This window comes from Lysinibacillus sp. FW301-JW8, from assembly GCF_058788755.1.
Map to the genome: position 1 here is coordinate 57,172 of NZ_JBYTBB010000023.1, position 13,425 is coordinate 70,596.

Consider the following 13,425-nt stretch of genomic DNA (forward strand, 5'->3'; position numbering starts at 1 on the left):
TTCAGTTTACTACTGGAGGGATTTTTTTAATGATTAAATTTAAAAAATAACTATAATTAATTAATGTACCATGCTTAGTATAAAAATATACCCTTATGTATACTTAGTATTATAAGTATTTGTAAAAATAATGAATTATAGGGTATTATATTCTAAAAAGAAGTGGGGTAGATGATTATTCAAACGAAACCTGCATATCAAAAAATTTATGACACAATTAAGCAAGAAATTGCAGAGGGCAAATATCTTGTTGGTGATATTTTACCTTCAGAGGCTGAACTGGAAAAAATGTTCAAGGTAAGCCGTACACCAGTAAGAAATGCGCTAAAGCAGCTTGAAAATGACAAAATAATTCATAGAGTTCAAGGGAAGGGTTCTTTTGTAAGCAACCAACAGCCGAAACAAACATGGACTAGTATGTCTGGCTTTAGAAACCATTATTCAAACGATTGGGAAAAAATATCTGTACGGACAATTGAAATTAAAAAGGTGGTCAATCCACATTTTGCTAAGCTATTAAAACTAGAAGAGGATACAGAAATCATTTATTTAAAAAGAATTCGATATTTAAACAATCAACCAATGTTTTTCTTAGAGCATTATATCCGCCCTGTAGTATCCTCTAATGTTTATCAAGAAAATACAGCAATTTCTTCTGTACAACAACTACTAAAAGAGCAAGTCAATATCGATATCGTTGAAGTAGAGGATGAAATAGAGGCGGTTATTGCGACTCCTTATATTGCAGGTGCTTTGCAGATACCAGACACGACAGCCGTGTTAAAAGGAACAAGAATATCTTATGCAAAAAATAAGGTTCCTATGGATTTAAATATATTCTATATAAATACAGATAATTGGAAGTACTATTCTTATTTTAGATACTAATGAATTAACCATCCCGTTTGATATTGGTAAATTTAAAAATTAAATTATTATAATACTTAGTATTATAAGTTGTTGACATCCTTAGTGCTATAACTTAATATTTAATTATTCGCTATTATCAGAATTAACAAAATAAATGCGAGTAAAGGGGATGTCGTAATGTATAAGATGAAAAGGTTGTTATTTTTATTAGGGACTATTGGGCTGTTGTCCATAATTCTCGTGGGGTGTAACAAAAGCAACTCTAATGCAGGTGCTGGTGGTGTCGAAAAAGTAAGCGTAGCTGCTTTAAATAACTATCCGCCTCTTATTTTTAAACAGGATGGTAAATTAACTGGCTTCGAATATGATTTATTGCAAGCGGTTGCAAAAGTAGAAAATTTAGAGTTAGAATTTAAAGAAATGAAATTTGATGGTTTTATTCCAGGCTTACAATCTAATCAGGTAGATATCGCTTCTTCACTATTAATACGTGAAGAACGCAAGGAAGTTGTAGATTTCTCAGATATCTTTTTAAATTCTGGATTAGTGCTTGCTGTAGCAAATGATAGTTCCATCCAATCCTTTGAGGATTTAAAAGGAAAAACAATTGTTGCTACACAAGGTTCTACAACTTTTGAAAAGGCAAAGGAATTAGCAGATAAATATGGTGGAAAAGCGAAGCCACTAAAAGAAACAGATGCGCTGTATTTAGATGTAGAAAATGGAAATGCAGATGCACTTGTGCTTAACTCCCCAACAGTTGAGTATCGTTTAGCGGTAGATGGTGACAATACGAAATTCCGAATTGTGGGAGAGCATATGACAGTCGATGAACATGCTTTTGCAGTTAAAAAAGGGAATAAAGAGTTAGTAGATAAGATTAATGCTGGCTTAAAAACAGTTAAGGACAATGGGGAATATGACAAAATCCATGAAAAATGGTTTGGTAAATAAATATAGTTAATGTGAAGTGAGGTGTTTTAATGGAAACAACATTCAAAGTTATGACAGATGCACTGCCTTATCTTCTGCAAGGTTTATATATGACGCTATTAATATCCATTTTATCAATAATTTTCTCACTTATAATTGGGCTAATTGCGTGTTTTATGAGGATGTCAAAGTATGCAATTTTACGTTATCCTGCAGCAATATATGTTAATCTTATTCGCGGAACACCAATACTAATTCAAATATTATTTATTTACTTTGGTGCACCAACAGCTTTGGATATACATCTTTCGGCTTTTACAGCAGGACTGATTGCCATAAGCTTTAATATTGGAGCTTATAATACAGAGATTTTCCGTGGAGGAATCGAATCAATTGGTAAGGGACAAATGGAAGCAGGAAGATCCTTAGGTTTCTCTTATGCTCAAACAATGGCTTTAATCATTTTACCACAGGCTGTACGACGTATGATTCCGTCATTTGTGAACCAATTAACGCACGCGATTAAGGATACATCGATGCTGTCAGTTATCGGAATAGCTGAATTAACAATGGTTGGACAATCCATCTATGCGATGAATTTTAGATCCTTTGAAATCTTAACGATGGTAGGATTATTCTACTTTATCACCATTTATACTGTTTCCCTTATTTCTACTAAGATGGAACGGAGGTTTGTGATTACATGATAAAGGTTAATAGTCTATCTAAATCCTTTGGAGATTTACAAGTTTTAAAAAATATTTGCACAGAGATTGCAGCTAAAGAAGTTGTTTGTATTATAGGTTCATCTGGTTCAGGTAAAAGTACATTTTTAAGATGCTTGAATCTTTTAGAAGAACCGAGTGGTGGCGAAATTATTGTAGAAGGCGAAAATATTATAGATAAAACCGTTGATATTAATAAGCTTCGTCAAAAAATGGGGATGGTTTTCCAGCAATTTAATCTGTTTCCGCAAAAAACTGTTATTGAAAATATTACATTAGCACCAATAAGACTCAAAAAGAAAACGAAAGAAGAAGCTGAAAAACAAGCGATGGAGCTGTTAAAAAAAGTGGGTTTAGCAGAAAAAGCAACTGCATATCCCTCTAATTTATCTGGTGGACAACAACAGCGTGTTGCGATTGCAAGAGCCTTAGCAATGGAGCCACATGTAATGCTATTTGATGAGCCAACGTCTGCACTGGACCCTGAAATGGTTGGAGAGGTTTTACGGGTTATGAAACAATTAGCACAAGAAGGAATGACAATGGTCATTGTCACACATGAAATGGGATTTGCCCGGGAAGTAGCCGATCGAGTTATTTATATTGATGGTGGTAATATAGTGGAAGAAGGAAATCCTAGAGATATTTTCACAAACCCATCTCATGAAAGAACAAAAGCATTTTTATCAAAAGTATTATAAAAACTAATGGAGTCTTTCTGTTGATAAACAAAGACTCCCATTCTCGAAATTTTTTTACACTAACTTAGTATACTAAGTATCATAACTTTGTCTTTGAAGGAGAAATTACATGACAAAAACAGTCCTATTAATTGAACCAACGATTCGACCGAATGGTGTTGAGTACTTGACTGATCATTTTAATGTAGTGTTGGCACCCAATGGTTCAGAGGCGACCATTATAGACTATATAAACAAACATCAGGCACATGCAGTCATTGTTAGAACAGAAAAAATTACAAGAAATATTTTAGAAAGCTGCCCCTCCCTTGAGGTAGTAGGAATGCATGGAGTCGGGCTAGATAATATAGATGTTCCAAGTGCAACAGAAACTGGAATAGTTGTGTTGAATGCACCGTCCAGTAATTACACCTCTGTTGCAGAGCATGCGGTGATGTCTATTTTAGCTTTAAGTAGAAACTTAAATATTAGTGATTCTAAAGTTAGAAACAATGAATGGCATTATAGAGAAACCTATTTTCCTATGGAAGTGAATGGAAAGACACTTTTAATCGTAGGAATGGGAAGGGTTGGACAGGATTTAGCTAAAAAAGCAAAGGCATTTAATATGAATGTTTTAGGGTTTGATCCGTTTGTTACAGAATCAGAGATGCAGCTACATGGTGTTGTTAAAACCGATGACTTAAATATGGTTCTTCCAATATGTGATTTTATCTCTTTACATGCACCGCTAACGAAAAGCACATATCATTTATTTTCTGCTAAGCAATTTGAGTTAATGAGAGATTCAGCATTTGTAATTAATTTAGGAAGAGGCTCATTGATAAACGAACAAGCATTATATAGCGCCTTAGTTACTAAAAAAATAGCTGGTGCAGCGTTAGATGTTTTAGAGCATGAGCCTCCAAATAGTGATAACCCTCTTTTTACATTGGAGAATGTAATTTTTACACCGCATTTTGGTGGCGATACATTAGAGGCAAAAGATAGATGCTCTGAATCGATAACACAAGAAGTTGGTGTTGTGTTAAATGGAAAAATATCAAGAAATGTAGTAAATCCACAAGTATTGGGTAATGCAAAGGCTTATAAATAATATTTAAAGGAGACTATTAAAATGAAATTTAATGGAATTATGACAGCGTTAGTAACACCTTTACATCAAGATGGGTCTGTTGATAAACAAAGCTTCGCAAATTTAATCGAGGATCAACTAAATAATAATATTCACTCTTTACTTGTATTAGGTGGAACAGGAGAATATGCTGCGCTCAATATGGAACAGCGAAAAATTGCTATTGATGTTGCATTAAGTACTATCGATGGTCGTGTCCCAGTAGTAGTAGGATTACTTTCTCCAGGATTAGGTGACAATGTGGAATTAGGCAACTATGCAAAACAGGCTGGTGCGGACGCTGTAATGATTGTGACACCATATTATGTAAGTCCGACTAAACAAGGTTTTATCGAATATTATGAAGCGATTGATAAATGTTTAGATATGCCTATTATCCTCTATAACATTCCATATAAAACAGGCATTCATTTGGCAAATGATACAGTAAAAGAGATTGTTGAAAATGTACCAAATGTAGTTGGAATGAAGGTTTGCTCGGATAATATAGGTGATGTCCTTGAGCTACTTCAAACTGTTGGTGATAAAATTTCCGTTCTTTGTGGAGAGGATTTCAGAGCAGTGTCTTCATTTATTGCAGGAGCACCAGGGGCTATAACAGCTAGCTCTAATCTTATTCCAGATGTATGGGTGAAGATTTATGATTTAGTTCAAGAGAAAAACTACGATGAAGCAGTAGAACTGCATAAAAAGTTTTTCCCATTAATGAAGACGCTATATAAAGAAGGAAATCCAGGCCCTTTAAAAGCTGCATTAAATTTAATCGGTATACCTGTTGGTTCAGTTTCAGTGCCGTTAGTAGATGCTTCATCTAGTGTTGAAGTAGACCTTAAAAATAAATTAACAGAGCTGGTTGTGCCCGTAAGATAAGGATTCTAATTTTTTCAGCTCAATAAGCTGAGTAGATAACAATATTGGAGGTATATATGGTAGTAGCATATAGGCATGAGCCGTTTACTGATTTTGGTGTTGAAGCTAATCGATTAGATTATTTGAATGCTTTACAAACCGTTGAAGGGTACTTAGGGCAAGATTACGATTTAGTGATTGGTGGAGAGCGAATTACCACAGAGGATAAGATTATTTCCTACAATCCTTCCAATAAAAGAGAAGTGATTGGACGTGTATCGAAGGCGAATAAAGAGCTAGCTGAAAAAGCTATGCAAGCAGCTGTTCAAGCATTTAAAACGTGGAAAAAAGTGAAAGCTGAGTTTCGCGCAGATGTTTTATTTAAGGCTGCTGCAATTATTCGCCGCCGTAAGCATGAATTTTCAGCATTGCTAACAAAGGAAGCGGGTAAGCCATGGAAGGAGGCAGATGCAGACACAGCAGAAGCCATTGATTTCTTGGAGTATTATGGTCGTCAAATGCTTTTAATTAAAGACGGCTCACCTGTTCAAAGTCGTCCAAATGAATTTAATCGTTATGACTATATTCCATTAGGAGTGGGGATTATTATCTCTCCTTGGAACTTCCCATTCGCTATTATGGCTGGGACAACAGTAGCGGCAATTGTGACAGGTAATACAGTATTATTAAAGCCAGCCTCTACTACTCCAGTGATTGCTGCTAAATTTGTTGAAGTGATGGAGGAAGCAGGTCTTCCTAAAGGTGTTCTTAACTTCGTGCCAGGAAGTGGCTCAGAAGTGGGGGATTACCTTGTTGATCATAAAGACACTCGATTTATCAGCTTTACAGGTTCACGTGATGTTGGTCTTCGTATTTTTGAACGTGCTTCGAAAGTGCATGATGGACAAATTTGGATAAAACGTGTGATTGCTGAGATGGGTGGAAAGGATACAATTGTTGTTGATAAAGAAGCAGACCTTGAATTAGCAGCGACTTCGATAGTATCTTCTGCATTTGGCTTCTCTGGTCAAAAATGTTCTGCATGTTCTCGTGCAGTTATTGTAGAAGATGTATACGATCAAGTTCTGAAACGTGTAGTAGCGTTAACAGATGAATTGACTCAAGGTGATCCAACAGACTATTCAAACTACATGGCAACAGTAATTGATCGGAATGCGTATAATAAAATCATGGATTATATTGAGATTGGTAAGCAGGAAGGAAGGCTGTTGACAGGTGGAAAAGGCGACGATTCTATAGGCTACTTTATTCAGCCAACTGTATTTGCTGATCTTTCTTCAGAGGCAAGAATTATGAAGGAAGAAATCTTTGGACCAGTAGTTGGCTTTACGAAAGCAAAGGATTTTGATCATGCAATTGAAATCGCCAACAATACAGAATATGGCTTAACTGGTGCAGTGATTACAAATAACCGTGAGCATATTGAAAAGGCTCGTGAAGAATTCCATGTCGGAAATCTTTACTTCAACCGTGGTTGTACAGGCGCTATTGTTGGTTATCAGCCGTTTGGTGGATTTAATATGTCAGGAACAGATTCAAAGGCTGGTGGGCCAGATTATTTACTTCTTCATTTGCAAGCAAAAACAAGCTCAGAAATGCTTTAAGGCTTTATAATAACCTTGCATTAACCAACCATTTGTCGATGATTTTAAAGGCAAATGGTTGGTTAATCTTAGTTATAAAAGAGTTGCAATTATTAGTATTTACGAGTATCATTTTGTTAAATAGTAATTATAGAATTACAAATTACTTCAATAAAATAAAGGAGTTTTTCAATGTCAAAATTCCGTAGTGAAGAAGAAGTGCTTGCAAACTATGATTCTTCAAAATATCAAACACCTGATGGCTATACCGCAGATATTGCTATTTTTACAATTGTCTCAGAAAAAAAAGAGGAAAAAGCACCGCCAAATATGACGCTAAAGATTATGCTCATTAAACGTGCAGCAAAGGATGCTGAAGGAAATCCGAATATTGAAGGCGGTAAATGGGCACTACCAGGAGGTTTTATAGATGCCAGTCAAAAGGAAACAGCTTATATCGCTGCAAAAAGAGAGTTAAAGGAAGAAACAAATGTAGAGGGTTTACATATACAACATTTTGGTGTTTATGATGGAATTGATCGAGATCCTCGTGGTTGGATGATTTCAAATGCCTTTTACGCCATTGTTCCAGAAATATTTATTGAGCAACGACAGGCAAACGATGACGCTGCCGAGGTGGAGCTATTTGATATTGAGGAGGTATTTACCCTTCAGCTAGCATTTGATCATCGCCAAATTATTACCGATGCTTTGGAATTTATTAAAAGAGATATGATACAAACAACAGTTGCTAAAAATTTTTTACCACAAGAGTTTACTTTGTCTGAATTACAGCGAGTGCTTCTGACAGTTGGAGAAGATTCTCGAATTTCAAATGATTCCGTATTCTTTACAAAGGCACCCAAACTAACTTTTATCGAAAGGGTACTGGATGAGGAAGGGAAGCCGAAGAAAACGAAACGAAATTCTTTCAGACCTTCACAACTATATACATTTAATGATTTTGAAATTGTTGAGTCCATTTACCATTAGGAAAGATTCGTCTTTCCTGATTATTTTAACAAATGTAATTTGTAATTATAGTATTACTAATTAATGGAATGGAGTGATGAAATGATGAAAAAGAGAGCTTTAATTAATATTGATTACACGGTGGATTTTGTTGCCACAGATGGAGCTCTAACTTGTGGAGAGCCTGGACAGCTGCTTGAGCGGGCAAACTTTGACTTAACAAAGGAATTTATCGAGAATGGTGAGTTTACTATATTTGCAATAGATGTTCATGAAGAAGGGGATGTTTATCATCCTGAAACAAAGTTATTTTCATCTCATAATATTCGCAATACAAAAGGTAGAGATTTATATGGAGCTTTAAAAGCGTTATATGAATCAAATAAAGAGCAGGACCATGTCTATTACCTTGATAAAAAACGCTACTCTGCCTTCGTAGGGACAAATTTGGAGTTGAAATTACGTGAAAGAGAAATTACTGAGCTTCATTTAATTGGAGTTTGTACAGATATCTGTGTTCTTCATACAGCGGTAGATGCTTATAATAAAGGATTCCAGATTGTAATTCATAAAAATGCTGTTGCATCTTTTAATCAAACAGGGCATGAGTGGGCGTTAAGTCATTTTGAGCAAACACTTGATGCTACTATTATTTGACCAACAAGAATGGAGGGTAGAACATGAAATATGCAGATGATAGCTTCATGTTACACACAGATTTATATCAAATTAATATGATTCAAACTTATTGGCAAGATGGTGTTCATCAACGTAAAGCTGCTTTTGAGCTATATTTTAGAGAACTTCCATTTGGCAATGGTTATGCGATATTCGCTGGTTTAAAAAAAGTGATAGAGTTTATAAATAATTTTAGATTCTCTCAAAGTGATATTCAATATTTGCGAGAAGAGAAGAAATATCCAGAGGAATTTCTACAATACCTACAGGATCTTAAGTTTACAGGATCTATTAAGGCGATGAGGGAGGGCGAGCTAGTTTTTGCCAATGAGCCAATCCTACGAATTGAGGCACCATTGGCAGAGGCCCAGTTAATTGAAACGCCATTGTTAAATATTGTGAACTACCAAACACTTATCGCGACAAAGGCATCACGTATAAAACAGGTGACAGGTGAAGATGTCGTGATGGAGTTTGGTACCCGACGTGCTCATGAATTTGATGCCGCAATTTGGGGAACTCGTGCAGCTTATATTGGTGGATTTTCGGCAACAAGTAATGTAAGGGCAGGGAAATTATTTGGTATTCCAGTGTCAGGAACACATGCTCATGCGATGATTCAAACTTATCGAGATGAGTATACTGCGTTTAAAAAATATGCAGTGTCACATAAAGACTGTGTTTTCTTAGTAGATACCTATGATACATTACGCTCAGGCGTTCCAAATGCAATTCGTATAGCAAAGGAATTAGGAGAGCAGATTAATTTTGTTGGTATCCGTTTAGACAGCGGCGATTTAGCCTATCTTTCGAAAATGGCAAGAAAAATGCTAGATGATGCAGGTTTTACAGAAGCAAAAATTATGGCATCTAATGATTTAGACGAATATACTATTATGCATTTAAAGTCACAAGGGGCAGAAATTGATGCTTGGGGAATCGGTACTAAGCTGATTACAGCCTATGATCAGGCAGCCCTGGGTGGGGTATATAAATTAGTTTCTATTGAGAATGAGAGTGGAGAAATGGTCGATACAATTAAAATTTCAGCAAACCCTGAAAAAGTGACTACCCCTGGTCGCAAGCGTGTTTACCGAATTGTTAATAATGAGAATGGTCATGCTGAAGGTGACTATATTGCATTAGATGGGGAAAACATTAAGCAAATAGAGCGATTAAAAATGTTTCACCCTGTTCATACGTATATCAGTAAATTTGTTACGAACTTTACAGCGATAGAGTTACATGAAAGCATCGTAGAAAATGGGGAAGTTGTGTATGAGGAACCTCCTATCCAAGAAACACAAGCATATGTAAATAAAAACTTACAATTGTTATGGTGTGAGTACAAACGAACGATGAACCCAGAAGAATATCCTGTCGATTTAAGTCAAGCCTGTTGGGACAATAAAATGGCAAGCATACAGGCAATAAAAGACAAGATTTCTTACGGGATGAATACTTAAATGTAAAAGAAATAGGAGGGAGACACGATGGCGAGGATAGGTATTTATGGTTCGTCCTTTGATCCTATTACCAATGTTCATCTTTGGACAGCTAGCACGGTTGCGCACCGCTGTAAATTAGATAAGGTTATTTTTTTGCCTTGCTCGAATAAACGGAAGGATAAAACAATAAAAACAGAGGATAATCATCGCTGGAATATGCTACAGCTAGCAATTGCCAAGGATGATCGATTTATTGCAGATTCCTATGAAATGATTCAAGAGGGCTGGAATATTTACACATATGACACCATGAAATATTTTAGAGAAAAGCACCAAGAGGATGAAGTTCATTTTATTATGGGCGCTGATTTATTAGTGGATATTGGTGCGGGATTATGGAAAAAGGGGGACGCATTAGTAGCAGAAAATAAATTTATTGTAATGGCAAGGCATGGAATTGATATGCTATCAACAATTAGTCGTTCTCCGATTTTAAGAAACAATGATGATGGGAGATTCCATCTTATAGATAAGGGCTTAGCAATGGAAATTAGTTCAACCTATATTCGCGAAGAATTTGCGATGGGTGGTGAACCAAGATATCTCTTACCTAATACATGTTACGATTATATTAAAGAGCATCATCTTTATCTTAAATAACTAATGTTTTTTTAATAGTGTGGTTAAGTGCCACACTTATTTTAATTTTGAAAAAATGGTGAATTTTATCATATATACTCTCCCGTAAGCTATAATAAAAATAGCAATGAAATAAAACTTTTTTGCTGTCAAAAAATATAATGATTAATGTTAGAAAGGAATTCATGAATGTGCAGCTTACATTAACATTTCTTATTTTAGGAGCAACAATTTTCGCATTTGTGACCAATAAAATACGAGCAGATCTGGTAGCTATTGTGTCACTACTGGCATTTGTCATTACGGATATTTTAACACCCACAGAGGCATTATCTGGTTTTTCAAACTCTGTAGTTTTAATGATTGCAGGGCTATTTGTCGTGGGTGCAGGAATTTTACGTACTGGTCTTGCGGGAATGGCAGGACAATTATTGCTCAAATGGTCTGGCAATAGTGAGCTGAAATTATTTGTATTACTGCTCGTTATTGTAGGATCTGTCGGTGCCTTTATGAGTAATACAGGTACTGTAGCATTAATGATGCCAATAGTTGTAAGTATAGCGATTAGTATGAAAGTCAGCCCTTCTAAGTTTCTACTGCCACTTTCATATGTAGCAAGTCTGTCTGGTCTTATGACATTAATTGCGTCACCAACCAACTTAATTGTTAGTCAATTATTAGTTGATAGGGGTTATAACAAACTTGGTTTTTTTGAAATAACACCTATAGGTATTGTTGGAATGATTGCGGGTATCGCCTATTTAGTGCTTGTACGCAATATCCTATTACCAAAGGAACAAAATCGTACCCAGACAAATGAAGGCTACAAACTTTCGCCAAAGAAAATTATTAAGCAGTATGATTTAAATAATCGTCTATTTAAAATCTCTGTTCCAGAAGAATCTCCTATTATTGATACATCATTAGCAGAATTAAAACTGCCAGCAAAGTATATGCTTTGCATGATGAAAATTCATCGCAAATCACAGGAGGGCATTAATTTACTGCCGATGACTTATCAAGAAATGGCAGGTCCAACAAGTGTTATTCATGCTAAGGATGAGCTGTATGTTCAAGGAGAAGAAGAGGACATTCGCCGTTTTGTAGAAGATTATCATCTTGAGATGCAAGGGTTAGTAGAGGGAGAGGCCGATGAATTGGTGTCAAAACATCTCGGTATTGCAGAGGTCTTGCTTACACCAAATTCAAGCTTTATCAACGAAACAGTTAGTTCTCTTGGATTCCGAGAAAAATACAATCTAAACATTATTGGTATTAATAGAAAAGGTGGATATAAGCTTCAAGATATGGTTTCTCATAAGTTGAAATTTGGAGACGCTATATTAGTACAAGGCGCATGGGATGAAATTCTTTTGTTAGCAAGAGAGACCCAGGATGTCGTAGTTGTTGGTCAGCCGAAGGAACATGCAAGTGTAGCGGCTGCTACAGGTAAAGCTGGTCTTGCTGGTATTATTATGCTGTTCATGATTATTTTAATGGCATTCGAAATTTTCCCTGCTGTTATTTCTGTAATGATTGGTGCAGTTCTAATGATATTAACAGGTTGTTTAAGAAATATGGAAGACGCCTATAGCAATATGAATTTTGAAAGCATTGTGCTGGTTGCCGCAATGTTACCAATGGCGACAGCATTAGAAAAAACAGGAGGTATGGCTATTTTATCTGATGGTATCATCAATGCCCTTGGTGATTTTGGACCTTATGGAGTGCTCATAGGTGTTTATATTTTGACAGCCGTTTTTGGTCAATTTATTAGTAATACGGCAACTGCTGTATTGTTTTCACCTATTGCAATGAGTGCTGCGATTGCAATGGATGTTAGTCCAACAACGTTTATGATTGCAGTAGCAGTAGCGGCAAGCATGGCGTTTGCCACACCAATTGCATCACCTACCAATGCGCTGGTAATGACAGCAGGGGGCTACAAATTTATGGATTTTGTAAGAATAGGTATTCCGTTACAGATTGTAATGTTTATTGTTATGATGACAGCCATCCCGTTCTTTTTCCCATTTTAACTTCTTTCAGCAAATGTTTTTTGTATAGAAAGCATAGCGGCAGATACAGAAGTCTCCCACCTCTATAGGTGGTGAGATGAATGCAAATTTAAGCTACTTTTCAGCGGGTGTCCAAACACCCGCTGAAATAGAGGAACTCAGGCTAAGATCTTCACATCCTGTGAAAACGCCTGAGTGACCGACATCGTGCTGCTGACGCTACGTTAGCACTACGCATTCGCGCAAAAAACATCTGTTGGCCCAAAGCCTCTGGCGGATGTCACGGAATCGGAAAGGAGTTAGTAAAGGATGTTAGCCTAAAATCATCACATCCATGCGATAACGGCTAACTGACCTGCTTCATGCAGACCTAAGCACAAAGCCGATTCCGGACTCAATTATGCCGAGGCATAATTGATATGCTCGGTTTTTATACCGAGTTTTTTTGTTCCTTTTTCTAAAAAAATCTATTAATTCTTAATTAAGAAATATGATAAAATTATATTTTAGTTAGCGATATTACATTAAAACAATTCAAGAAGCAGTGATTGAAACCAAAAAAATATATAATTATTAATATAGGAAGGTTTTCTGCTTTAATAAAAAAATAAAATCTTTTTCAGTAAAAGTGTTGACCTTTTTAAAAAAGGGGTGTAGTATTATACAAGTCGCCACGGTGACACGCTAAAACAAAGCAAAACATGAACCTTGAAAACTGAACAAGCAAAACGTAATCAATCAAGTTTTTAGTAGCTAGCTTCTGCTGGTGAACAAAGCAAAAATTTTGGACATCAAAATTGATGCCAGCAAAACAATTTGAGCTAATCAAATTTCTTTTATGGAGAGTTTGATC

13 protein-coding genes are annotated in these 13,425 nt (G+C 35.9%); 12 read left to right on the forward strand and 1 reads right to left on the reverse strand.

Annotated features, from left to right (window positions below; translation table 11 throughout):
• Positions 1-171: 171 nt before the first annotated feature.
• The 12 genes from AC3WOM_RS11475 to AC3WOM_RS11530 all read left to right on the forward strand — a co-directional run bounded on the left by AC3WOM_RS11475 (position 172) and on the right by AC3WOM_RS11530 (position 12,593).
• Entirely contained in the window at positions 172-888 is a 717-nt protein-coding gene (locus tag AC3WOM_RS11475; protein WP_427539738.1) for a GntR family transcriptional regulator, read from the forward strand.
• Between the two features lie 159 nt (positions 889-1,047).
• A complete protein-coding gene (locus AC3WOM_RS11480) occupies positions 1,048-1,824 on the forward strand; it encodes a transporter substrate-binding domain-containing protein (protein WP_492446836.1) in 777 nt (258 codons plus the stop codon).
• Positions 1,825-1,853: 29 nt separating this feature from the next.
• Entirely contained in the window at positions 1,854-2,510 is a 657-nt protein-coding gene (locus AC3WOM_RS11485; protein WP_286927221.1) for an amino acid ABC transporter permease, read from the forward strand.
• The gene (locus tag AC3WOM_RS11490) at positions 2,507-3,229 is read left to right on the forward strand and encodes an amino acid ABC transporter ATP-binding protein (protein WP_492446838.1); all 723 of its coding nucleotides are present in this window, start codon (positions 2,507-2,509) and stop codon (positions 3,227-3,229) included. The genes AC3WOM_RS11485 and AC3WOM_RS11490 overlap by 4 nt, the downstream gene beginning before the upstream one ends.
• Positions 3,230-3,338: 109 nt before the next feature.
• A complete protein-coding gene (locus tag AC3WOM_RS11495) occupies positions 3,339-4,325 on the forward strand; it encodes a hydroxyacid dehydrogenase (protein ID WP_427539748.1) in 987 nt (328 codons plus the stop codon).
• Between the two features lie 21 nt (positions 4,326-4,346).
• The gene (gene dapA / locus AC3WOM_RS11500) at positions 4,347-5,234 is read left to right on the forward strand and encodes a 4-hydroxy-tetrahydrodipicolinate synthase (RefSeq protein ID WP_492446841.1); all 888 of its coding nucleotides are present in this window, start codon (positions 4,347-4,349) and stop codon (positions 5,232-5,234) included.
• Between the two features lie 56 nt (positions 5,235-5,290).
• Positions 5,291-6,838, forward strand: coding sequence for an L-glutamate gamma-semialdehyde dehydrogenase (pruA, locus tag AC3WOM_RS11505; protein WP_492446843.1), 1,548 nt, complete (start codon positions 5,291-5,293; stop codon positions 6,836-6,838).
• A gap of 171 nt (positions 6,839-7,009) precedes the next feature.
• Positions 7,010-7,810 carry an NUDIX domain-containing protein gene (locus tag AC3WOM_RS11510; RefSeq protein ID WP_492446845.1) on the forward strand — a complete coding sequence of 267 codons (801 nt, stop codon included), beginning with the start codon at positions 7,010-7,012 and terminating at the stop codon, positions 7,808-7,810.
• A gap of 81 nt (positions 7,811-7,891) precedes the next feature.
• Positions 7,892-8,446: a cysteine hydrolase family protein gene (locus AC3WOM_RS11515; RefSeq protein ID WP_492446846.1), complete on the forward strand. Its 555-nt coding sequence runs from the start codon at positions 7,892-7,894 to the stop codon at positions 8,444-8,446.
• A gap of 23 nt (positions 8,447-8,469) precedes the next feature.
• On the forward strand, positions 8,470-9,933 hold the full coding sequence (locus tag AC3WOM_RS11520) for a nicotinate phosphoribosyltransferase (protein WP_492446848.1): 1,464 nt from the start codon (positions 8,470-8,472) through the stop codon (positions 9,931-9,933).
• 27 nt (positions 9,934-9,960) lie between these two features.
• Positions 9,961-10,575 carry a nicotinate (nicotinamide) nucleotide adenylyltransferase gene (gene nadD / locus AC3WOM_RS11525; RefSeq protein WP_492446850.1) on the forward strand — a complete coding sequence of 205 codons (615 nt, stop codon included), beginning with the start codon at positions 9,961-9,963 and terminating at the stop codon, positions 10,573-10,575.
• Positions 10,576-10,739: 164 nt separating this feature from the next.
• Positions 10,740-12,593, forward strand: coding sequence for an SLC13 family permease (locus tag AC3WOM_RS11530; RefSeq protein WP_427539768.1), 1,854 nt, complete (start codon positions 10,740-10,742; stop codon positions 12,591-12,593).
• Positions 12,594-13,212: 619 nt separating this feature from the next.
• On the opposite strand, the gene AC3WOM_RS11535 is transcribed toward AC3WOM_RS11530, so the two are convergent.
• Positions 13,213-13,425: hypothetical protein (locus AC3WOM_RS11535; protein ID WP_492446852.1), on the reverse strand; the 213-nt coding region annotated here is incomplete at its 5' end.